Annotated in this window: 15 protein-coding genes and 2 pseudogenes; 10 read left to right on the forward strand and 7 right to left on the reverse strand. The window is 70.2% G+C overall.

Annotation, left to right across the window (positions count from 1 at the left end):
- Positions 1-171 precede the first annotated feature (171 nt).
- Positions 172-3,978 carry a GH92 family glycosyl hydrolase gene (locus ABT254_RS12980; protein ID WP_351467787.1) on the forward strand — a complete coding sequence of 1,269 codons (3,807 nt, stop codon included), beginning with the start codon at positions 172-174 and terminating at the stop codon, positions 3,976-3,978.
- Between the two features lie 212 nt (positions 3,979-4,190).
- On the opposite strand, the gene ABT254_RS12985 is transcribed toward ABT254_RS12980, so the two are convergent.
- Positions 4,191-5,264: a lytic polysaccharide monooxygenase gene (locus tag ABT254_RS12985; RefSeq protein ID WP_351467789.1), complete on the reverse strand. Its 1,074-nt coding sequence runs from the start codon at positions 5,262-5,264 to the stop codon at positions 4,191-4,193.
- Between the two features lie 289 nt (positions 5,265-5,553).
- On the opposite strand from ABT254_RS12985, the gene ABT254_RS12990 reads away from it, so the two are divergent.
- A complete protein-coding gene (locus tag ABT254_RS12990; protein ID WP_351467792.1) occupies positions 5,554-6,168 on the forward strand; it encodes a Uma2 family endonuclease in 615 nt (204 codons plus the stop codon).
- Positions 6,169-6,200: 32 nt separating this feature from the next.
- Here ABT254_RS12990 and ABT254_RS12995 read toward each other — a convergent pair whose 3' ends face one another.
- Positions 6,201-7,685 (reverse strand): sensor histidine kinase, encoded by a 1,485-nt coding sequence (locus ABT254_RS12995; RefSeq protein ID WP_351467795.1) that lies wholly within the window; start codon positions 7,683-7,685, stop codon positions 6,201-6,203.
- 328 nt (positions 7,686-8,013) lie between these two features.
- Complete coding sequence (gene acnA / locus ABT254_RS13000; RefSeq protein ID WP_351467798.1) at positions 8,014-10,731, reverse strand: aconitate hydratase AcnA; 2,718 nt, start codon at positions 10,729-10,731, stop codon at positions 8,014-8,016.
- A 448-nt stretch (positions 10,732-11,179) separates the two neighbouring features.
- On the opposite strand from acnA, the gene ABT254_RS13005 reads away from it, so the two are divergent.
- Positions 11,180-12,709 carry a helix-turn-helix domain-containing protein gene (locus ABT254_RS13005; RefSeq protein WP_351467801.1) on the forward strand — a complete coding sequence of 510 codons (1,530 nt, stop codon included), beginning with the start codon at positions 11,180-11,182 and terminating at the stop codon, positions 12,707-12,709.
- 56 nt (positions 12,710-12,765) lie between these two features.
- On the opposite strand, the pseudogene ABT254_RS46525 reads toward ABT254_RS13005, so the two are convergent.
- Positions 12,766-12,998, reverse strand: a pseudogene (locus tag ABT254_RS46525) (hypothetical protein); the annotation flags it as partial.
- Between the two features lie 149 nt (positions 12,999-13,147).
- Between ABT254_RS46525 and ABT254_RS46530 the strand changes: the two are divergent.
- The 4 genes and pseudogenes from ABT254_RS46530 to ABT254_RS13020 form a co-directional block, all read left to right on the forward strand.
- Positions 13,148-13,261 (forward strand): annotated as a pseudogene (locus tag ABT254_RS46530) (MerR family transcriptional regulator); the annotation flags it as partial.
- Between the two features lie 59 nt (positions 13,262-13,320).
- Positions 13,321-14,145 carry a molybdate ABC transporter substrate-binding protein gene (gene modA / locus ABT254_RS13010; RefSeq protein ID WP_351467804.1) on the forward strand — a complete coding sequence of 275 codons (825 nt, stop codon included), beginning with the start codon at positions 13,321-13,323 and terminating at the stop codon, positions 14,143-14,145.
- Entirely contained in the window at positions 14,142-14,996 is an 855-nt protein-coding gene (gene modB / locus ABT254_RS13015) for a molybdate ABC transporter permease subunit (RefSeq protein ID WP_351467806.1), read from the forward strand. The genes modA and modB overlap by 4 nt, the downstream gene beginning before the upstream one ends.
- Complete coding sequence (locus ABT254_RS13020) at positions 14,993-16,078, forward strand: ABC transporter ATP-binding protein (protein ID WP_351467808.1); 1,086 nt, start codon at positions 14,993-14,995, stop codon at positions 16,076-16,078. The genes modB and ABT254_RS13020 overlap by 4 nt, the downstream gene beginning before the upstream one ends.
- Before the next feature lie 103 nt (positions 16,079-16,181).
- On the opposite strand, the gene ABT254_RS13025 is transcribed toward ABT254_RS13020, so the two are convergent.
- A complete protein-coding gene (locus ABT254_RS13025; protein ID WP_351467810.1) occupies positions 16,182-16,646 on the reverse strand; it encodes a DUF6299 family protein in 465 nt (154 codons plus the stop codon).
- 224 nt (positions 16,647-16,870) lie between these two features.
- Here ABT254_RS13025 and ABT254_RS13030 point away from each other — a divergent pair, with 224 nt between their 5' ends.
- Positions 16,871-17,065: a DUF5999 family protein gene (locus ABT254_RS13030; RefSeq protein WP_344401823.1), complete on the forward strand. Its 195-nt coding sequence runs from the start codon at positions 16,871-16,873 to the stop codon at positions 17,063-17,065.
- Between the two features lie 10 nt (positions 17,066-17,075).
- Here the strand turns inward: ABT254_RS13030 and ABT254_RS13035 are convergent, their stop codons facing one another.
- Together ABT254_RS13035 and ABT254_RS13040 are read right to left on the reverse strand one after the other, a co-directional pair.
- Complete coding sequence (locus ABT254_RS13035) at positions 17,076-17,474, reverse strand: RidA family protein (protein WP_351467812.1); 399 nt, start codon at positions 17,472-17,474, stop codon at positions 17,076-17,078.
- Positions 17,471-18,646, reverse strand: coding sequence for an acyl-CoA dehydrogenase family protein (locus ABT254_RS13040; RefSeq protein ID WP_351467814.1), 1,176 nt, complete (start codon positions 18,644-18,646; stop codon positions 17,471-17,473). Before ABT254_RS13040 ends, ABT254_RS13035 begins: the two co-directional genes overlap by 4 nt.
- 122 nt (positions 18,647-18,768) lie before the next feature.
- Between ABT254_RS13040 and ABT254_RS13045 the strand changes: the two genes are divergently transcribed.
- Complete coding sequence (locus tag ABT254_RS13045) at positions 18,769-20,361, forward strand: AMP-binding protein (RefSeq protein ID WP_351467816.1); 1,593 nt, start codon at positions 18,769-18,771, stop codon at positions 20,359-20,361.
- A 15-nt stretch (positions 20,362-20,376) separates the two neighbouring features.
- Positions 20,377-21,189: a PaaX family transcriptional regulator gene (locus tag ABT254_RS13050; protein ID WP_351467819.1), complete on the forward strand. Its 813-nt coding sequence runs from the start codon at positions 20,377-20,379 to the stop codon at positions 21,187-21,189.
- The last annotated feature ends 29 nt before the right edge of the window (positions 21,190-21,218 follow it).

Consider the following 21,218-nt stretch of genomic DNA (forward strand, 5'->3'; position numbering starts at 1 on the left):
AGACCTCCAGGAAATATGAGGCGCCTGTGGCCACCTTGCCGGAAAAATCCGCGACATACGCCCCGAATGCCACAGCCAACACCCTTGACATCACTGAGCACTTGACCCACTACTGGTCTCTGCGCGTCACAGTTGACAACGTTGTCCAGAGCGCAGGGAGGGTGTCGGAGTATGCGGCACAGAGCTCGGCACAGATGGGGTCCGGCGGTCGTGATCACGGCCGCCTTTGTCATGGCGGTGGGCTCGCAGGGCGCGGCGGTCGCCCTGCCCGACGCGCCGCCCAAGGCCGACCGGGAGTTCGCCTCCTCCTTCGAGGCGGGCGATCCGGCGCCCGACTGGCTCAACACCGTCGACACCGCGGCGGACGGCAGCAAGCGGGCCTTGGGTGTCGACGGCGGCTACAGCACCGGCATTCCGGGCAATGTCACCGACCATGTCACGGACGTGCGCGCCAGTGCCGAGAACACGGACGGCGGCGAGGTGAAGGAGAACCTCGTCGACGGCGAGTCCGGCACCAAGTGGCTGACCTTCGATCCCACCGGCTGGGTGGAGTTCGACCTGGACAAGCCGATCAAGCTGGTCACGTACGCGCTCACCTCGGCCAATGACTTCGCCGAGCGCGACCCGAAGGACTGGACCCTTCAGGGCTCCACGGATGGCAAGGACTGGAAAACGGTCGACAGCCGCTCCGGCGAGTCCTTCGCCGAGCGCTTCCAGACCAGGTCGTACAACCTCGCCGAGCCGGCCGAGTACCAGCACTTCCGGCTCGAGATCACGAAGAACAACGGCGCGGACGACATCCTGCAACTGGCCGACGTGCAGTTCTCCACGGGCGGCAGCGGCGGCCCGGTCCCGCAGGACATGCTGTCGCTGGTGGACCGCGGCCCGAGCGGATCGCCCACCGCGAAGGCGGGCGCCGGGTTCACCGGAAAGAGAGCCCTGCGTTACGCCGGACGGCACACCGCCGACGGGCGGGCGTACTCGTACAACAAGGTCTTCGACGTGAACGTGGCCGTCGGCCCAGGCACCCGGCTGTCGTACCGGATCTTCCCGTCGATGGCGGACGGGGACCGCGACTACGACGCCACGAACGTGTCGGTGGATCTCGCCTTCACGGACGGCAGCCACCTGAGCGATCTCGGCGCGACGGACCAGCACGGGTTCGCGCTGTCACCGCAGGGCCAGGGCGCCTCGAAGGCCCTCTACGTCAACCAGTGGAACGACGTGGCCTCACGGATCGGGTCGGTCGCGGCCGGGAAGACGGTCGACCGGATCCTGGTGGCGTACGACTCCACCAGGGGTCCGGCGAAGTTCCGCGGCTGGCTGGACGACATCACGATCGAGCAGGTCGCGCCCGAGCAGCCGAAGACCCATCTGTCCGACTACGCGCTCACCACCCGCGGCACCAACTCCAGCGGCGGCTTCTCGCGCGGCAACAACTTCCCCGCGACCGCCGTGCCGCACGGCTTCAACTTCTGGACGCCGGTGACCAACGCGTCCTCGCTGAGCTGGCTGTACGACTATGCACGTGCAAACAACGACGACAACCTGCCGACGATCCAGGCGTTCAGCGCCAGTCACGAGCCGAGCCCGTGGATGGGCGACCGGCAGACCTTCCAGGTGATGCCCTCGGTCGCCGCCGGCACCCCGGACACCGGGCGTCAGGCCCGTGAGCTGGCCTTCCGGCACGAGAACGAGACCGCGCGGCCGTACTACTACGGGGTGCGGTTCGAGAACGGCCTGAAGGCCGAGATGGCCCCGACCGACCATGCGGCGGCGCTCCGCTTCACCTACCCCGGCGACGACGCGAGCGTGGTCTTCGACAACGTGACGGAGCAGGCGGGACTCACGCTCGACAAGGACAACGGCATCGTCACCGGCTACTCGGACGTGAAGTCCGGGCTGTCGACGGGCGCCACCCGGCTGTTCGTGTACGGCGTGTTCGACGGGAAGGTGACGGACGGGTCGTCGAGCGGGGTCAAGGGCTATCTGCGCTTCGACGCCGGCGAGGACCACACGGTCACCCTGCGCCTGGCCACCTCGCTCATCAGCGTCGACCAGGCCAAGGACAACCTCCGCCAGGAGATCCCGGACGGTACGTCCTTCGACGCGGTGAAGAACCGCGCCCAGCGGATCTGGGACCGCCTTCTCGGGAAGGTGGAGGTCGAGGGCGCCACGCCGGACCAGCTGACGACGCTGTACTCGTCCATGTACCGGCTGTACCTGTATCCCAACTCCGGCTTCGAGAAGGTCGGTTCCGCGTTTCAGTACGCCTCCCCGTTCTCGCCGATGCCCAGCCAGGACACCCCGACGCACACCGGCGCGAAGATCGTGGACGGCAAGGTGTACGTCAACAACGGCTTCTGGGACACCTACCGGACGACCTGGCCCGCGTACTCCTTCCTGACGCCCTCTCAGGCGGGCGAGATGGTCGACGGTTTCGTCCAGCAGTACAAGGACGGCGGCTGGACCTCGCGCTGGTCCTCCCCCGGCTACGCGGACCTGATGACGGGCACCTCCTCGGACGTGGCGTTCGCGGACGCTTACGTCAAGGGCGTCCACTTCGACGCGAAGGCGGCGTACGACGCGGCCCTGAAGAACGCGACGGTCGTGCCCCCGCAGTCGGGCGTGGGCCGCAAGGGAATGGACACCTCGCCGTTCCTCGGCTACACGAGCACGGACACGCACGAGGGCCTGTCGTGGGCGATGGAGGGCTACGTCAACGACTACGGCATCGCACGGATGGGCCGGGCGCTCTACAAGAAGACGGGTGAGAAGCACTACAAGGAGGAGTCGGAGTACTTCCTCAACCGCGCCCAGGACTACGTCAACCTGTTCGACTCCAAGGCCGGCTTCTTCCAGGGGAAGGACGCCAAGGGCGACTGGCGCGTGGACTCCGCCAAGTACGACCCCCGCGTCTGGGGTTACGACTACACGGAGACCAACGGCTGGGGCTACGCCTTCACCGCCCCGCAGGACAGCCGGGGCCTCGCCAACCTCTACGGCGGCCGCGGCGGCCTCGCCGACAAGCTCGACCAGTACTTCGCCACCCCCGAGACTGCCTCCCCGGACTTCGTCGGCTCGTACGGCGGAGTCATCCACGAGATGACGGAGGCGCGGGACGTCCGGCTGGGCATGTACGGGCACTCCAACCAGGTCGCGCACCACGTGATCTACATGTACGACGCGGCCGGACAGCCCTACAAGGCGCAGAAGAACGTCCGCGAGGTGCTCTCGCGGCTCTACACCGGCAGCGAGATCGGGCAGGGCTACCACGGCGACGAGGACAACGGCGAGCAGTCGGCCTGGTACCTCTTCTCCGCGCTCGGCTTCTACCCGCTGGTGATGGGCAGCGGCGAGTACGCCGTCGGATCACCGCTGTTCAAGAAGGCGACGGTGCATCTGGAGAACGGTGCGGACCTGGTCGTCAAGGCGCCGAGGAACAGCGCGCGGAACGTGTACGTGCAGGGTCTGCGGGTCAACGGCCGTCCCTGGACGTCGACTTCGCTTCCGCACTCGCTGCTCTCGCAGGGCGGGGTCCTGGAGTTCGACATGAGCGCGAAGCCCTCGTCCTGGGGCACCGGCAGGAACGCGGCGCCCGTGTCGATCACCCAGGACGACAAGGTGCCGACGCCGCGAGCGGACGTGCTGAAGGGTGCCGGGCCGCTGTTCGACAACACCTCGGCCACGGAGGCGACGGTGACCTCCGTGGACCTGCCGGTGTCCGGGCCGGTCAAGGGCCTCCAGTACACGGTGACTTCGTCGTCGGACCACACGAGGGCGCCGACCGGCTGGACGCTCCAGGGCTCGGACGACGACGGCACCACCTGGCAGACCCTCGACAGGCGGTCCGGCGAGTCCTTCACCTGGGACCGGCAGACACGCGCCTTCACCGTGGGATCCCCGGGAACGTACGGGAAGTACCGGCTGGTTCTGGACGGCGAGGCGGTGGTGTCGGAGGTCGAACTGCTCGCCTGAGCAGCCGCGTGGGGACCCTCTCGCCTCAACTGGTTTGACAGCGCTGCCGGTTGAGGCGATAGGGTCCATGTACAGACCATGCGACAACGTTGTCGTCGCATGCGGTGTCGCCCCGAGCCAGCATCACCCGAGGCAGGTACTCCCCCGGCCTGCCGCGGCTCGCGGACCCGGTGGAACGACCCACCGCCACCGGGTCCGCCCCGAGCTGCGGTTCAGCCGACCCGGCAGGGCAGGCTCGTCGCCGTATCACCGCCGTCGCCCGCGACGACGTATCCGAAGGTCGTGCTCCTGCCCGGAGCGAGCGAACCGTTCCAGTCGGCGTTGTGGACCATCACGTCCTGGCCGTCGTAGGTCGCGTTGCCGTTCCACAGACTGTCGACCCTCTGACCGCTCGGCAGCGTCCAGTCGACCATCCAGCCCAGCATCGGGACGTCACCGGTGTTGGTGACGGTGACCTCGGACTGGTAGCCGCCGTTCCAGCTGTTGGTGGTCCTGCGGACGGCCTCGCACTTGCCCGGTACGGGGTCGGTCGGGTTGCCGGGGTCGTGGATGCCCGTGACCTCGCCGTGGCCGCCGTCGAAGACGACGTCGGAGCAGGAGTAGAAGGTCTCCGCGCTGTCCGAGCGCTGCCAGACCATGTAGACGATGTGGCGGCCCGACTTGCCGGCGGGAAGCTGCCCCGTCCACGAGTAGTTGGCCTCGACCGTGCCCGGGGTGCCGTTGAGGGGCGGGTGGTCGACGGTGAGGAAGGGCTTGTCCTCGATGTCGTCCCAGGTGAGGGGCTTGGTCGGATCGAAGCCGTCCTTGGTGATGTAGACGTGGAACCAGCCCGGGTGCGCCGCCCAGGCGTTGTACGAGAAGTCGACGGTCGCACCCGAGGTGAGATGGGTGAGCGGCCAGTCGTTGCGCGGTGCGTTGAAGCCCGTGAAGTTGGGGTTGCCGCCGCTGCACAGCTGCCCGTCCGGTACGAAGCCGCGGGTGCGGCCGGCGCCGTCGGAGCGCAGCACGGAGAACCAGTTGTAGAACGGCGTGGTGCCGCTGACCTGTTGGGCCGCCTTGCAGGCCGGGTTGACCGGTTTGATCTCACCGGTGCTGGTGAGGCCGTCCTGCCAGCACAGGAAGGTACGACTGCCCGGTTTCATGGGCGTGCCGTGGGCTTGCGCCTTGCCGCCCGCCGTGACGACGAGGGCGAAGGCGGGGATGGTGGCGAGGAGCGAGACGAGGACGAGGAAGAGAGCTCTGGTCGTTAATCGGCGCGCCGGTCGACACGTTTTTGTCGTGATCATGACAGATACATCCTTCAGGTACGGCCGGGTGGACGCAGATGTGCGGGTGCGAGCGGGGTGGGGGCGACCCAGGGCGGCGGGTTCCGGTCCGTCGCCCCACATGGGAGCGCTCCCACCCCGCGTGTGGGGAAAGTAGCGCCAGTTGGGCCGGTTGTAAACGGGAAGCGCGGGAGCGGTATGACGTGGGGGGCGCGACACACGTCAACCGTGCGCCGTGGCCTCGCCGCTTCGGGTGGCGGTACCTTCGTACGTACGATCATGCCGCGTGTCGGCGTCCACACTGGCGTCCATGGGAGCAGTGATGACCACACCCCAGCAGGGACGGGCCACCGAGGACACCTGGATGTTCCCGCCGGCCGACGGCTGGACCTTCGACCAGGTCAAGAACTTGGAGCTGCCCTTCGACTGGGAACTCGTGGACGGACGGATCGTGGTTCGAGGACAGACCAAGTTTTGGCACAACCGTGTACGGGACAAGTTCGCGGTCTCGCTGGAGGCGGCACGTATCCAGCCGTACGAGATCGTGGCCGAGCAGTGCGTGATGGTGGACGACCAGAACACGCCCAAGCCCGACGTGATCGTCTTCGATCCGCGGAAGCTGGACTTCTTCGAGCTCGAGTGTGTCCCCGTGGCGAAGGTGTCGCTCGTCGTGGAAGTCGTCTCCCCCGGCTCACGCCAGGACGACCGCGTACGCAAACCCGCGCTCTTCGCCCAGCACAAGGTCCCGTACTACTGGCGCGTGGAGTTGGACCGCGACCAGAAGCTGGCGGTGCACGAGTACTGGCTCAACGCGGACACCCTCTCGTACTTTCCCGCGCCGTCGCACCCGGTGCACCACGACAAGCTGGTCACCGAGCTGCCGTTTCCCATCGAGATCGACCTCGACGCACTCCTCGGCTTCTGATCCCGCCGTCCACCCCTTCTTCGATCGAGCTGTTACCGGGAGGCGACGGCTACGGTCCGTTCCACGGACGCGACGCCCGCCGGTGGCAGCTCGATCGTGAACTCGGTGCGCCCCGGGGCGCTCTCCACGTGGCTGCGGCCCCCGTGTGCCGAGACGATGGACTCCACGATCGCAAGCCCCAGCCCCGACCCGCCGACCGCCCCCGGCGCCCGGGCGCGGGACGTGTCGGCGCGGGTGAACCGCTCGAAAATCCTCGGCAGCAACTCGGCCGGAATGCCGGGCCCGTCGTCCCGCACCCGTATGACGCACCGCTTGGCCGTCGCCTCCACCTCCGCCACCACGGCGGTGCCCGCAGGGGTGTGCATACGGGCGTTGGCCAGCAGGTTGGCCACCACCTGGTGGAGGCGGGCCTCGTCGCCGAGGACCAGGGCCGGGGTGGCGAGGGAGAGGGCGAGTTGCCAGTCGTGGCCGCTGCCCGCCGCCCGTGCGTCCCAGAGGGCCTCGGCGACCACCGCCGCCAAGTCGACCTCGGCGGACGGGAGCGGGCGGCCCTCGTCCAGGCGGGCCAGGAGCAGCAGGTCTTCCACCAGGCCTGTCATACGGGCCGATTCCGCCGAGACGCGGCGCCAGGCCAGCACCGGCTCGATGCGGTCCGTGCCGCGGTTCATCAGCTCCGCGTAGCCCGCGATGGACGCGAGGGGGGTGCGCAGTTCGTGGCTCGCGTCGGAGAGGAAGCGGCGCATGCGTTCCTCGCCGCGCCGGCGTTCGGCGAGGGAGGACTCGACGTGGTCGATCATGCGGTTGAGAGCGGCGCCGACCTGGCCGACCTCGCTGGCGGGATCGGTGTCCCGGGCGGGGACGCGGGTGAGGCCGGTGACCTCGCCGCGGCCGAGCGGTGAGCGGGAGACCTCGACCGCGGTGGCGGCGACCCGGCCGAGGGGGCGCAGCTGGCGTCGTACGACCACGGCGCAGACGATGCCCGCGACGGCCAGTGCGGTGGTCGCGACGACCGCCTCGGTCTCGACCAGTCCGTCGATCATGTGCTGTACGTCGTCCATGGGGAGTCCGGCGAGGACGCGGATCCCGTCCGAGTCGAGCCCGGCGACCCGGTAGGTGCCGAGGCCGGGGACGGTGACGGTGTGCCTGGAGCCGTTGGGCGCGATGCCCTTCAGGGCGGTGCGCTGGCCGGTCGTCAGGTTCTGCGGCGGGGCGTCCTGCCTGACGAGCGCCGCGGAGACGACCCCACCGTGGTCGTCGAGGCGGGCGGCGATCATACCGACGGGGTGGCCGTTCTCGGTGAGGAAGGAGAGGTTCGCCTTGTCGTCCGGTCGCAGAGCGGCCCCGCCCAGGCTGCGCTCTGCGGCATTGCTGACGCGGCCGTCCAACTCGCCCATGAGAGAGGCCCGTTGGACCACGGCGGTGGTGAAGGTCATCGCCGCGCACACGGCCACCAGGGTGGCGCCGACGCAGAGCAGCAGTCGGGCGCGCAGGGAGCGGGCGACCGGGCGGGCGGTCATCCGCCGTGCTCCGTCGGCCCGATGGTGCACCTGGCGGAGGGGCATGTCACGCGAGCTGACGGCTCCTGTCGATCAGCGCCGGGGCACGCAGACGACGGGAGGCCGGGCAGCGTCCAGGGCCGCCGGCCCGCCTCGGCGACGGCGACGGACAGTGCTTCGGTGAGCGCGGAGATGCCTGACATGTCTCGATACTGTCCCGGTCCGCTGAGGGAACCCTGTGTTCCACCTGAGGGTGGGTGATGACCTGTGGTCTTCCGGGCCCGGACGCGGGGAGGGCCGCACCCCCGGCGTACCGGGGATGCGGCCCTCGACTGCCTTGCCGCGCCGCTTACTTGCGGATCAGGCTGCGCAGCACGTACTGCATGATGCCGCCGTTGCGGTAGTAGTCGGCCTCACCGGGGGTGTCGATGCGGACGACCGCGTCGAACTCGACACCGGTGTCGGTGGTGACCTTGACGGTGCGCGGCGTGGTGCCGTTGTTGAGCTCCTCGACACCGGTGAAGGAGAAGGTCTCCTCGCCGGTCAGGCCGAGGGACTCGGCGTTGGCGCCCTCCGGGTACTGGAGCGGCAGGACGCCCATGCCGATGAGGTTCGAGCGGTGGATGCGCTCGTACGACTCGGCGATGACGGCCTTGACGCCGAGGAGCGCGGTGCCCTTGGCGGCCCAGTCGCGGGACGAGCCGGAGCCGTACTCCTTGCCGGCCAGGATGACCAGCGGGATGCCCTGCTCGATGTAGTTGCGCGAGGCGTCGTAGATGAACGACACCGGCGCGTCGGGCTGGGTGAAGTCGCGGGTGTAGCCGCCCTCGGTGCCCGGCGCGATCTGGTTGCGCAGGCGGATGTTGGCGAACGTGCCGCGGATCATGACCTCGTGGTTGCCACGGCGGGAGCCGTAGGAGTTGAAGTCACGACGCTCCACACCGTGCTCGGTGAGGTACTTGCCGGCCGGGGTGTCGGCCTTGATGGCACCGGCGGGCGAGATGTGGTCCGTCGTCACCGAGTCGCCCAGCTTGGCCAGGACCCGGGCGCCCGCGATGTCGGAGACCGGGGTGGTCTCCATCGTCATGCCCTCGAAGTACGGGGGCTTGCGGACGTACGTCGACTCGGCGTCCCACTCGAAGGTGTTGCCGGTCGGGATCGGCAGCGCCTGCCACTGGGCGTCGCCCGCGAAGACGTCCTGGTAGGACTTGTTGAACATGTCCTCGCCGATGGCGTTGGCCACGACGTCGTTGACCTCGGCCTCGGAGGGCCAGATGTCCTTCAGGAAGACCGGGTTGCCGTCCTGGTCGGTGCCCAGGGCGTCACGCGTGATGTCCACCTTCATGGAGCCCGCGAGGGCGTACGCGACGACCAGCGGCGGGGAGGCCAGGTAGTTCATCTTGACGTCGGGGTTGATACGGCCCTCGAAGTTCCGGTTGCCGGAGAGGACCGAGGTGACCGCGAGGTCGTGGTCGTTGACGGCCTTGGAGACCTCCTCCGGCAGCGGGCCGGAGTTGCCGATGCAGGTGGTGCAGCCGTAGCCGACCAGGTTGAAGCCGACCTTGTCGAGGTACGGGGTCAGGCCCGCCTTGTCGAAGTAGTCGGTGACGACCTTGGAGCCCGGAGCGAGGGTGGTCTTGACCCACGGCTTGCGGGTCAGGCCCTTCTCGACCGCCTTCTTGGCCACCAGCGCGGCGGCGACCATGACGTACGGGTTGGAGGTGTTGGTGCAGGAGGTGATGGCCGCGACCGTCACCGCGCCGTGGTCGATCTCGTACGTCGAGCCGTCGGGGGCGGTGACGGTGACCGGGTTCGACGGGGCGCCGTTGGGGTGGATGGCCGGGGCGTCGGAGGCCGGGAAGGACTCCTGGCCCGCCTCGTCCACGGTGTCGACGTAGTTGCGTACGTCCTGCTTGAACTGCTCGGCGGCGTTCGCGAGGACGATGCGGTCCTGCGGGCGCTTCGGGCCGGCGATGGAGGGGACGACGGTGGAGAGGTCGAGCTCCAGCTTCTCGGAGAAGTCCGGCTCGGCCTTCGGGTCCAGCCAGAGGCCCTGCTCCTTGGCGTACGCCTCGACGAGCGCGACCTGCTGGTCGGAGCGGCCGGTCAGGCGCAGGTAGTTCAGGGTCTCGTCGTCGATCGGGAAGATCGCGGCGGTGGAGCCGAACTCCGGCGACATGTTGCCGATGGTGGCGCGGTTCGCGAGGGAGGTGGCGGCGACGCCCTCACCGTAGAACTCGACGAACTTGCCGACGACGCCGTGCTTGCGGAGCATCTCGGTGATCGTGAGCACGAGGTCCGTGGCGGTGGTGCCGGCGGGCAGCTCACCGGTGAGCTTGAAGCCGACGACGCGCGGGATGAGCATGGAGACCGGCTGACCGAGCATCGCGGCCTCGGCCTCGATGCCGCCGACGCCCCAGCCCAGCACACCGAGGCCGTTGACCATGGTGGTGTGGGAGTCGGTGCCGACCAGGGTGTCGGGGTACGCCTGGCCATTGCGGACCATGACGGTCCGGGCCAGGTGCTCGATGTTCACCTGGTGGACGATGCCGGTGCCCGGCGGGACGACCTTGAAGTCGTCGAAGGCGGTCTGGCCCCAGCGCAGGAACTGGTAGCGCTCGCGGTTGCGGCCGTACTCCAGCTCGACGTTCTGCGCGAAGGCCTCGTGGGTGCCGAACTTGTCGGCGATGACGGAGTGGTCGATGACCAGCTCGGCCGGGGAGAGCGGGTTGACCTTCGCGGGGTCGCCGCCGAGCTCCTTCACGGCCTCACGCATGGTGGCGAGGTCGACGACACAGGGCACGCCGGTGAAGTCCTGCATGATCACACGGGCGGGCGTGAACTGGATCTCCTGGCTGGGCTGCGCCTGGGAGTCCCAGCCGCCGAGGGCGCGGATGTGGTCGGCGGTGATGTTCGCGCCGTCCTCCGTGCGGAGCAGGTTCTCCAGCAGGACCTTGAGGCTGTACGGCAGTCGGGCCGAGCCCTCCACCTTGTCCAGCCGGAAGATCTCGTACGACTCGTCGCCCACCTGCAGCGTGCTGCGGGCGTCGAAGCTGTTCGCCGACACGACAGTCTCCTTCATTGATGTGCGCGTACTCACCACGATCCTGCCGCCACGGCATCTCGGCCGATCCGCTAAGGTAAGGCTAAGTTAGGTAACCCTTACCGGGGCTGGCGGCTGTGGTGCTCCTCGGCAGATATCTCGATGTCGAGATAACTCTAGTACATGGGGCCGGGATGGTCATGCCCGACCTCGTCACACCCGCGCCCCGACGATTCCGCCCGCCGCGCTCGCGCGACCGGACCCGCCAGCCGATTATCCGGCGAAAATGGACATTTAGCGCGGGCGCCCATCAGTGCGCCACCCCTGGGTACCCGCCCCGCCACGGGGAAGTCCGTCCGACCCGAAGGGAGGCGCTCGCCCACCGGCCCCCCGTGAGGCGACGTTGACGGTCCGTCACCCGAATGGACCCCCTTCACGCGCCTCATCTCATATCTGAGATAGCCTCAACCTCATGGCAGACGACTACCTCGTACGCATCGGCAAGCTCATCCGTGACGCCCGGCAACATCGTGGCTGGACACAGGCCCAGCTCGCGGAGGCGCTCGGCACCAGCCAGAGCGCCGTCAACCGCATCGAGCGCGGCAATCAGAACATCAGCCTTGAGATGATCGCTCGAATCGGTGAAGCCCTGGAGAGCGAAATCGTCTCCCTGGGCTATGCGGGGCCGATGCATCTGCGGGTGGTCGGCGGCCGCCGGCTGTCCGGCGCCATCGACGTCAAGACGAGCAAGAACGCCTGTGTCGCACTGCTCTGCGCCTCCCTGCTCAACAAGGGCCGCACGGTGCTGCGCCGGGTGGCGCGGATCGAGGAGGTGTACCGGCTCCTGGAGGTGCTGGGCTCCATCGGTGTGCGCACGCGCTGGATCAACGACGGCGTGGACCTGGAGATCGTGCCGCCCGCCGAGCTGGACATGGCGGCGATCGACGCGGACGCCGCCGTACGGACGCGGTCCATCATCATGTTCTTCGGCCCGCTGCTGCACCGCATGGACCACTTCAAGCTGCCGTACGCGGGCGGTTGCGACCTGGGCACGCGGACCATCGAGCCACACATGATCGCGCTGCGCCGGTTCGGCCTCGACATCACCGCCACCGAGGGGCAGTACCACGCGCTGGTGGACCGGACGGTGCGGCCCGACCGGCCGATCGTGCTGACCGAGCGCGGGGACACCGTCACCGAGAACGCGCTGCTGGCCGCCGCCCGCCACGACGGCGTCAGCGTCATCCGCAACGCGTCCTCCAACTACATGGTCCAGGACCTGTGCTTCTTCCTGGAGGCCCTGGGCGTCAGGGTCGAGGGCATCGGTACGACGACCCTCACCGTGCACGGCGTGCCGCAGATCGACGTCGACGTCGACTACTCCCCCTCCGAGGACCCGGTCGAGGCGATGAGCCTGCTGGCCGCCGCGGTGGTGACGGAGTCGGAGCTGACGGTGCGTCGCGTGCCCATCGAGTTCCTGGAGATCGAGCTGGCGGTCCTGGAGGAGATGGGGCTCGACCACGACCGTACGCCCGAGTACTTCGCGGACAACGGCCGTACCCGGCTGGTGGACCTCACCGTGCGGCCCTCCAAGCTGGAGGCCCCGATCGACAAGATCCACCCGATGCCGTTCCCGGGCCTGAACATCGACAACGTGCCGTTCTTCGCGGCCATCGCGGCCGTCGCCCAGGGCAAGACGCTGATCCACGACTGGGTCTACGACAACCGCGCGATCTACCTGACGGACCTCAACCGCCTCGGCGGCCGCCTCCAACTCCTCGACCCGCACCGGGTTCTGGTCGAGGGCCCGACCCGCTGGCGCGCCGCCGAGATGATGTGCCCGCCCGCGCTGCGGCCCGCGGTGGTCGTCCTGCTGGCGATGATGGCGGCCGACGGCACGTCCGTGCTGCGGAACGTGTACGTCATCAACCGGGGTTACGAGGATCTCGCGGAGCGGCTCAACTCGGTGGGGGCGCAGATCGAGATCTTCCGGGACATCTGAATCGCGGATGGCGGCGCGCCCGGCGTCCGTGCTTCACCGTGCTCCTCCAGGGCGCCGGCCCGGTCGAAGACCGGCCCCGCGTCCGTGAGGACGTTGTGCAGGAGCGGGCCGGTGAAGGTGGGTGCCGGACGCCGCTGGTCGCGCACTCGAAGGCGACCTCGGCGCGGGGGTGGGGCCGGGCGAGCAGGTCGGGCACCACCGGCCGGGCCGGCCGGGCCAGGTCGCCGGTGAGGACGAGTTCCGCCGCGGGTCCGGCGGCCGTACGGGCGGCGGCGAGGGTCTGGCTCACGGGCCACCACCTCCCGCACGACCGCACCCGGACCACCCTCCCGTACAAACGCACATGCCATGCCAGCAGATCACAGTTCCGGCTCATGCGAAGTGACAGCAGACTTTCGCCTTGCATCTGCGGCAGTATCATCGGCGCATGCACACCTACCGGACCGGGTGGTGGCCATGGTCAGCCGAGAGTCGGCTGAGGAGCTGAAGCCGGAGCCCGGTGTTCCGGCGGTTGCCGTGATCAAGTCGGCCCACGTGGTCGTCGAGAGACCGCGGACAAGCTCGCAAGAACGTAGCCGAGTCCGTCAGGACCTCAAGGGAGTGGACCCGTGATGACCCGTTCCGTGCGTCGGACCCGCCGGATGGTGCAGGTGACCGGTGTGAGCGCCGCCGCGCTGCTGGCCCTGAGCTCCTGTTCGTCCTCCGACGACTCCTCGACGAAGTCGGCCCCCTCCCCGTCGTCCTCGTCCTCGCCGAAGCTGTCGGGCACGGTGACCGTCTTCGCCGCCGCCTCGCTGAAGGAGAGCTTCACGACGCTGGGCAAGGAGTTCGAGAAGGCCCACCCCGGCACCAGGGTGACCTTCAGCTTCGGCGGCAGCGACACCCTCGCGGCGCAGATCACCGGCGGCGCCCCGGCCGATGTCTTCGCCGCGGCGAGCCCCAAGACGATGAAGATCGTGACGGACAAGAAGGACGCGGTCGGCACGCCCGCCACCTTCGTCCGCAACCAGCTGGAGATCGCCACCCTCCCGGGCAACCCGGACAAGGTCGCCTCCCTCAAGGACCTCACCAAGTCCTCGCTGAAGGTCGTGCTGTGCGACAAGACGGTGCCCTGCGGCGCCGCCGCCCAGAAGGCGCTGGACGCCGGCAAGCTGAGGCTCACCCCGGTCTCCTACGAGCAGGACGTCAAGTCCGCCCTGAACAAGGTGGCGTTGAAGGAGGCCGACGCCGCGGTGGTCTACAAGACCGATGTGAAGGCCGCGGGCGGCAAGGTGCAGGGCGTGGAGTTCCCCGAGTCCGCCGACGCCATCAACGACTACCCGATCACCCTGCTCAAGGACGCGCCCAACGCCGCGGCGGCCAAGGCGTTCATCGCTCTGGTGCGGTCCGCCGAGGGCCGGCAGGTCCTGACGGCGGCCGGGTTCCTCAAGCCGTGAGCTCTCCCTCCCGGGACAAGGCCGGTGGCGCGGACACCCTGACCGGTGGCCCGCGGCGTCGCCGTGTCCTCAGGGGCGGTGCTCCGCTGCCTCTCCTGGTACCCGCGCTGATCGGCCTGGCGTTCCTGGTCCTGCCCCTGGTCGCCCTGCTGATCCGGGCCCCGTGGCGGAGCATGCCCGGCCTGCTGACCAGCACCGAGGTGTGGCAGGCGCTCCAGTTGTCCCTGGTCTGCGCGACGGCGGCGACCGCGGTGAGCCTGGTGATCGGGGTGCCGCTGGCCTGGCTGCTGGCCCGCGTCGAGTTCCCGGGACGCGGTGTCGTACGGGCCCTGGTCACCCTGCCGCTCGTGCTGCCGCCGGTGGTCGGCGGCGTGGCGCTGCTGATGGCGCTGGGCCGCAACGGGGTCGTCGGGAAGTGGCTGGACTCCTGGTTCGGCGTCACCCTGCCGTTCACCACGGCCGGGGTGGTGGTGGCGGAGGCGTTCGTCGCGATGCCGTTCCTCGTCATCAGCGTCGAGGGCACCCTGCGTGCCGCCGACCCGCGCTACGAGGAGGCGGCCACCACCTTGGGCGCCTCCCGCTTCACCGCGTTCCGCCGGGTCACCCTGCCCCTCATCGCCCCCGGCGTCGCCGCGGGCGCCGTGCTGGCCTGGGCCCGCGCGCTCGGCGAGTTCGGTGCGACGATCACCTTCGCCGGCAACTTCCCCGGCCGTACCCAGACCATGCCCCTCGCCGTCTACCTCGCCCTCCAGAACGACCCGGAGGCGGCGATCGCCCTCAGCCTCGTGCTGCTCGCCGTATCGATCGCCGTGCTGGCCGGGCTGCGTGACCGCTGGATGACCGCTTCATGACCGGTATCGAGAAGGCCGCCGTGGGCGCTCCCGCGTACACCCGTGAGGGACTCGACGCCCGGCTGCTGGTCGAGCGCGGCGCCTTCCGCCTCGACGTGACGCTGAGCGCGGCGCCCGGTGACGTGGTCGCCCTCCTCGGCCCGAACGGCGCCGGCAAGACCACCGCCCTGCGCGCCCTGGCCGGGCTCGTCCCGCTCACCGGCGGCCATCTGCGCCTGGACGGTGAGGAGCTGGACCGTACGCCGCCCGAGTCCCGCCCGGTCGGGGTCGTCTTCCAGGACTACCTGCTCTTCCCCCACCTCACCGCGCTCGACAACGTGGCCTTCGGCCCCCGCTGCCACGGCGCCACCAAGGCCGAATCGCGCGCCGCGGCCGCCGTATGGCTGGAGCGCATGGGCCTCAGCGACCACGCCGGCGCCAAACCCCGCCGTCTCTCCGGCGGCCAGGCCCAGCGCGTCGCGCTCGCCCGCGCCCTCGCCACCCACCCCCGTCTCCTGCTGCTCGACGAACCGCTCGCCGCCCTCGACGCCCGCACCCGCCTGGAGGTCCGGGCCCAACTCCGCCACCACCTGGCCGGCTTCGAGGCCGCCGCCGTACTCGTCACACACGATCCCCTGGACGCCATGGTCCTGGCCGACCGCCTGGTCGTCGTCGAGGACGGCCGCGTCGTCCAGGAGGGCACCCCCGCGCACATCGCCCGCCACCCCCGCACCGACTACATCGCCCACCTGGTCGGCCTGAACCTCTACCGCGGGCAGGCCGAGGGCCACACGGTCCGCCTCGACGACGGCCCCGCCATCACGACCGAGGAGGACCTCACCGGCCCCGTCTTCGTGGCCTTCCCGCCCGGCGCGGTCACCCTCTACCGGGACCGCCCCACGGGTGCCAGCGCCCGCAACCTCTGGCGCTGCGAGGTGGCCGGCCTGGAGAGCCACGGCGACCAGATCCGCGCCGCCCTCTCCGGCGGACTCCCCCTCGCCGCCGACCTCACCACGGTCGCCGCCGCGGAACTCGACCTGCACCCCGGCGCCACGGTCTGGGCGACGGTGAAGGCGGCCCAGACGCACGCCTATCCCGCCTGACGTCATCCTCGCGGCCGGCGCCTCCTGTCGTTGCGCCAGTCATCCGTGGAGTACCGGGCGCGTGCGCGCCGCCGGCGGGTCCGGCGGCGCGCACGGGCGGCGGTCAGTCCTTGGTCAGGGTGACCTCGTGCCGCTCGTCGGCGTGGATGCGGGGCAGCGGCAGGATCCCCTCGAAGTGGAGTTCCGCGACCGTGGCCTCGACGCCGACCTTGCCCGGGCCGATGGCCGGCGACGGTCTGCTCGTGTTCTCCCAGCGGTGTGTCACCCCGTCGCACACGGCGATCGTGCCGCCGATGCCCTGGATCAGGGTCGAGGTGCCGTGGGCCGCGGAGGTCTTCGTGGTGCTCACGGAGGAGCTGACGAAGGCCGCGCCCGTGCTGCCCGTGCAGCGGTAGGTGCCGGAGAGGGTGACGGTGCCGTCCGCGGAGACATGGCCCGTCGGGTCGACGGTCACCGTCTCCTCCAGCTCCGCGGGCCGGTACGGGGCCGCGGTCGCCGAGACGGCAGAAGCGGTGAGCAGGAGCAGGGCGGCGCCGGCGGCGAGGGCCAGGGCGGGTCGCTTGAACATCGGAAACCTCCAGTGGGTGGGGCTTCCACTGGTACCCGGCGAGCAGCTCCCTGGCCGTGACCGTCACCCACTCGGTGGCGAGTCCGCACCGAGGGTCCTGGAACCGTCCTGGTGTTGTCCGCGTGTTGTCACGCTTCACGCCCGGCCGTTCCGATGAGTTCGGCACGAGAGCATGGTCTACCCATGGGGCCGGCGGACGGTCCCGACCGACGTGGAGGTGCGCCATGTGTTCCCACCAGACTTCGTGCCCTTCCTTCGACGAGCTTGCCGTGCACGTCGTCGCCGCCCACCCCGAGCAGGGCTGGAGCCTCCTGTGCGACGGCGCGATCGTGTTCGACGACAGCGGTGAGCTGACGCCCGACGGCCGGGCCGTCGCACCGCACCGGGCACCGGCGGAGCGACTGGCCGTCGCCGCCTGAGACAGCACTCCTAGGGCAGGACGGCGAACCCGTCGAGCTCCACCATCGCCTCCTCGTCCCACAGGCGTACGACCTCCACGACCGCCATCGCCGGGTAGTCGCGGCCGGCCAGCTCCCGCCACAGGCGGCCCAGTTCGGGGGCGTGGGTGCGGTAGGCGGCGACATCGGTGGCGTAGACCGTGACGCGGGCGAGGTCCGCGGGGGTGCCGCCCGCCGCGCGCAGGGCGGTGAGCAGGTTGGTGAGGGCCCGTTCGAACTGGGCGGGGAGGGTGTCGCCGATGACCTTGCCGTCCGCGTCGAGCGCGGTCTGCCCGGCCAGGAAGACGACACGGGTGCCGGTGGCGACGACGGCGTGGGAGAAGCCGGCGGGCGGCGAGAGGTCGGGCGGGTTGACGCGCTCGGTGCTCACTCGGATGCCTCCACGTCGGCGGACGGTCCGTTGTCCGGCTCGCTGACCTGCTCCTTGTACAACTCCTTGGCGATGATGCCGCGTTGGACCTCGCTCGCGCCCTCGTAGATGCGGGGGGCGCGCACCTCGCGGTAGAGGTGTTCCAGGAGGTGGCCGCGGCGCAGGGCGCGGGCGCCGTGCAGCTGGACGGCCTGGTCGACGACGTACTGCGCGGTCTCGGTGGCGAGCAGCTTCGCCATCGCCGCCCGCTTCGGGACGTCGGGGGCGTTCTCGTCGTACGCCGTCGCCGCCGCGTACACCATGAGGCGGGCCGCTTCGGTGCGCAGCGCCATCTCGGCGACCTGGTGGGCGACGGTCTGCAGGTCCTTCAGCTTGCCACCGAACGCGTCCCGCCCGGCGGTGTGGGCGAGGGTCGCGTCCAGCGCCGCCTGCGCCATGCCGACCGCGAACGCACCGACGCTGGGGCGGAACAGATTGAGGGTTGCCATGGCGACCCGGAACCCGCGGTCGACCTCGCCGAGCACATCGTCCGCCGTGACGGGCACGGCGTCGAAGTCGAGGGCGCCGATGGGGTGCGGCGAGAGCATGTCGAGGGCCCTGCCGGTCAGGCCGGGACGGTCGGCGGGTACGAGGAAGGCGGTCACTCCGCGGGCGCCGGCGCCGGGGGTGGTGCGCGCGAAGACGGTGTAGAAGTCGGCCTCGGGGGCGTTGGAGATCCAGCACTTCTCGCCGGTGAGCCGAAAGCGTCCGGGGCCGTCGGGAAGGGCGGTCAGCGACAGCGCCGCCGCGTCCGACCCCGCCCCCGGCTCGCTCAACGCGAACGCGGCGACCGCACTCCCCTCGCTCACCCGGGGCAGCCAGCGCTCCCGCTGGGCGGGGTTGCCGTATGCATGGACCGGATGGGCGCCCAGCCCCTGCAGCGCGAGGGCCGTCTCCGCCTCCGTGCAGGCGTACGCGAGCGACTCGCGCATCAGACAGAGGTCGAGGGCCCCCGAGGTGAACAGCCGCTCCAGGAGGCCGAGTTGGCCGAGTTCGGCGACCAGGGGGCGATTGACGTGCCCCGGCTCGCTCCTGTCCGCCTTCGCGACGAGCGGGCGCAGCCGTTCGGCGGCGAGGGCGCGCAGCTCGGCACACCAGGCGGTTTGTACGGGATCGAGCGAGAATACGGGCATTGGCGGTCCCCTCTCTCGACATGACCCCTCGACGATATCGCGCACCGTTGACTGTCGTCACCAACACGATACGCTCGAACGAGCCCACCAGGACGCCCACAACGGCAAGGGGGCGCACCGCCATGAACGTCTCGGCCCACGTCGACACCTTCGCGCGCGACCACCTCCCGCCGCCCGAGGAGTGGCCTGAACTCCGGTTCGACCTGCCGGAGCTGCACTACCCCGATCGGCTGAACTGCGCCGCCGAGCTGCTGGACCACGCCGACCCGGGCCGCCCTGTCTTCCACACCCCTGCCGGGCCTTCGTGGACGTACGGCGATCTGCGCGCCCGCGTCGACCGCATCGCCCATGTGCTGACCGGGGACCTCGGCGTCCTTCCCGGCAACCGCGTCCTGTTGCGCGGCCCGACCACGCCGTGGCTCGTGGCCTGTTGGCTGGCGGTGCTGAAGGCGGGCGGGGTCGCGGTCACGGTGCTGGCCCAGCAGCGGCCGCACGAGCTGGAGGTCATCTGTGACATGGCCCTGATCCGGCACGCCCTGTGCGACATACGTGCCGTCGACGACCTCGCCAAGGCCGAGATACCGGGCCTGCACATCACGACATACGGCGGCGACGCCCCCGACGACCTGCTGCACCGCCCGGCGCCCGACACCCCGTATCCGGCCGTCGCCACCGCGGCCGACGACGTCGCGCTGATCGCGTTCACCTCGGGCACGACCGGCCGCCCCAAGGGCTGCATGCACTTCCACCGGGATGTGCTCGCCATAGCCGACACCTTCGCCACACATGTGCTGCGAAGCCGTGCGGGCGACGTCTTCGCGGGCAGTCCCCCGCTCGGCTTCACCTTCGGGCTCGGCGGCCTTGTGGTCTTCCCGATGCGGGCCGGCGCCAGTGCGCTCCTGCTCGAACAGGCCCATCCCCGGCAGCTGTTGGCGGCGGTCGCCGAGCACCGGGTCTCCGTGCTGTTCACCGCGCCGACGGCCTACCGCGCGATGCTCGACGAACTCGACGCCCACGACATCTCGTCCCTGCGCCGCTGCGTCTCGGCCGGCGAGAACCTGCCCGCCGCCACCTGGCAGGCCTGGTACGAGCGGACCGGGCTGCGCATCATCAACGGCATCGGCGCCACCGAGCTGCTGCACATCTTCATCTCCGCGGCCGACGAGCACATCAGGCCCGGCACGACGGGCGTGCCGGTACCCGGCTGGCAGGCGCGCGTGCAGGACGAGCACGGCAGGCCCGTGCCGGACGGCCGGCCGGGGCTGCTCGCGGTGCGCGGGCCCGTCGGCTGCCGCTACCTCAGCGACCCGCGCCAGCGCGTCTATGTACAGGGCGGCTGGAACGTCACCGGTGACACATACGTCCGCGAGAGCGACGGCTACTTCCGCTATGTCGCCCGCGCCGACGACATGATCATCTCGGCCGGGTACAACATCGCCGGGCCCGAGGTGGAGGACGCCCTGCTGCGCCACCCGGACGTGGTGGAGGCCGCCGTCGTGGGACGGCCCGACGAGGCGCGCGGGCAGGTCGTCGTGGCGTACGTCGTCCTCAAGGAGGGAGCCGAGCGGGATGTCGAATCCCTGCGCAGCTTCGTCAAGTCCGAGCTGGCGCCCTACAAGTGCCCCCGCGAGATCGTCTTCCTGGACGCCCTGCCCCGCACGGCGACCGGCAAGCTCCAGCGCTTCAGACTGCGCACCGAAGGTGACCAGCACTGATGCCGAAGACCTAAGATGATCAACGTGTCCGACCAGCATGCACCACGGTCTCTCATCGTCACGCTCTACGGCGCGTACGGCCGCTTCGCGCCGGGCCCCGTGCCCGTCGCCGAACTGATCCGGCTGCTGGCCGCGGTCGGCGTGGACGCACCCTCGGTGCGCTCGTCGGTCTCCCGCCTCAAACGGCGCGGACTGCTGCTGCCGGCCCGTACGGCGCAGGGCGCGGCCGGGTACGAACTGTCGCCCGACGCCCGCCAGTTGCTCGACGACGGCGACCGGCGCATCTACGCCACCGCCCCGCCCGAGGACGAGGGCTGGGTGCTCGCCGTGTTCTCCGTGCCGGAGTCGGAGCGGCAGAAGCGGCATGTGCTGCGCTCGCGGCTGGCGGGGCTGGGGTTCGGCACGGCGGCACCCGGGGTGTGGATCGCTCCCGCCCGGCTGTACGAGGAGACCCGGCACACCCTCGAACGGCTGCACCTCGACCCGTACGTCGACCTGTTCCGCGGCGAGCACCTCGGGTTCGCGGCGACCGAGGAGGCGGTGGCCCGCTGGTGGGACCTGGCCGCGATCGCCAAGGAGCACGAGGCGTTCCTCGACCGGCACGCGCCCGTGCTGCACGAGTGGGAGCACCGGGCGGACACCCCGCCCGAGGAGGCGTACCGCGACTACCTCCTCGCCCTCGACTCCTGGCGCCACCTGCCCTACATCGACCCCGGGCTGCCCGCCCGCCTCCTCCCCGAGGACTGGCCCGGCGCCCGCTCGGCCGCGGTCTTCCGGGAGCTGCATGCGCGGCTGAGGGACGCGGGGGCCGGGTTCGCGGGCGTATGACCTACGAGGTCCTCGCACACAACGGCGTG

The organism is Streptomyces sp. NPDC001137 (genome assembly GCF_040298885.1).
GTDB lineage: Bacteria > Actinomycetota > Actinomycetes > Streptomycetales > Streptomycetaceae > Streptomyces.

Coding starts and splice junctions, on each gene's coding strand:
- ABT254_RS13050 (WP_351467819.1), top strand. CDS start 20,377: ATGATCAACGTGTCCGACCAGCATGCACCACGGTCTCTCATCGTCACG.
- ABT254_RS13045 (WP_351467816.1), top strand. CDS start 18,769: ATGAACGTCTCGGCCCACGTCGACACCTTCGCGCGCGACCACCTCCCG.
- ABT254_RS12995 (WP_351467795.1), bottom strand. CDS start 7,685: ATGACCGCCCGCCCGGTCGCCCGCTCCCTGCGCGCCCGACTGCTGCTC.
- ABT254_RS12990 (WP_351467792.1), top strand. CDS start 5,554: ATGGGAGCAGTGATGACCACACCCCAGCAGGGACGGGCCACCGAGGAC.
- ABT254_RS13025 (WP_351467810.1), bottom strand. CDS start 16,646: ATGTTCAAGCGACCCGCCCTGGCCCTCGCCGCCGGCGCCGCCCTGCTC.
- modA (WP_351467804.1), top strand. CDS start 13,321: ATGACCCGTTCCGTGCGTCGGACCCGCCGGATGGTGCAGGTGACCGGT.
- ABT254_RS13020 (WP_351467808.1), top strand. CDS start 14,993: ATGACCGGTATCGAGAAGGCCGCCGTGGGCGCTCCCGCGTACACCCGT.
- ABT254_RS12985 (WP_351467789.1), bottom strand. CDS start 5,264: ATGATCACGACAAAAACGTGTCGACCGGCGCGCCGATTAACGACCAGA.
- ABT254_RS13030 (WP_344401823.1), top strand. CDS start 16,871: ATGTGTTCCCACCAGACTTCGTGCCCTTCCTTCGACGAGCTTGCCGTG.
- ABT254_RS12980 (WP_351467787.1), top strand. CDS start 172: ATGCGGCACAGAGCTCGGCACAGATGGGGTCCGGCGGTCGTGATCACG.
- ABT254_RS13040 (WP_351467814.1), bottom strand. CDS start 18,646: ATGCCCGTATTCTCGCTCGATCCCGTACAAACCGCCTGGTGTGCCGAG.
- ABT254_RS13005 (WP_351467801.1), top strand. CDS start 11,180: ATGGCAGACGACTACCTCGTACGCATCGGCAAGCTCATCCGTGACGCC.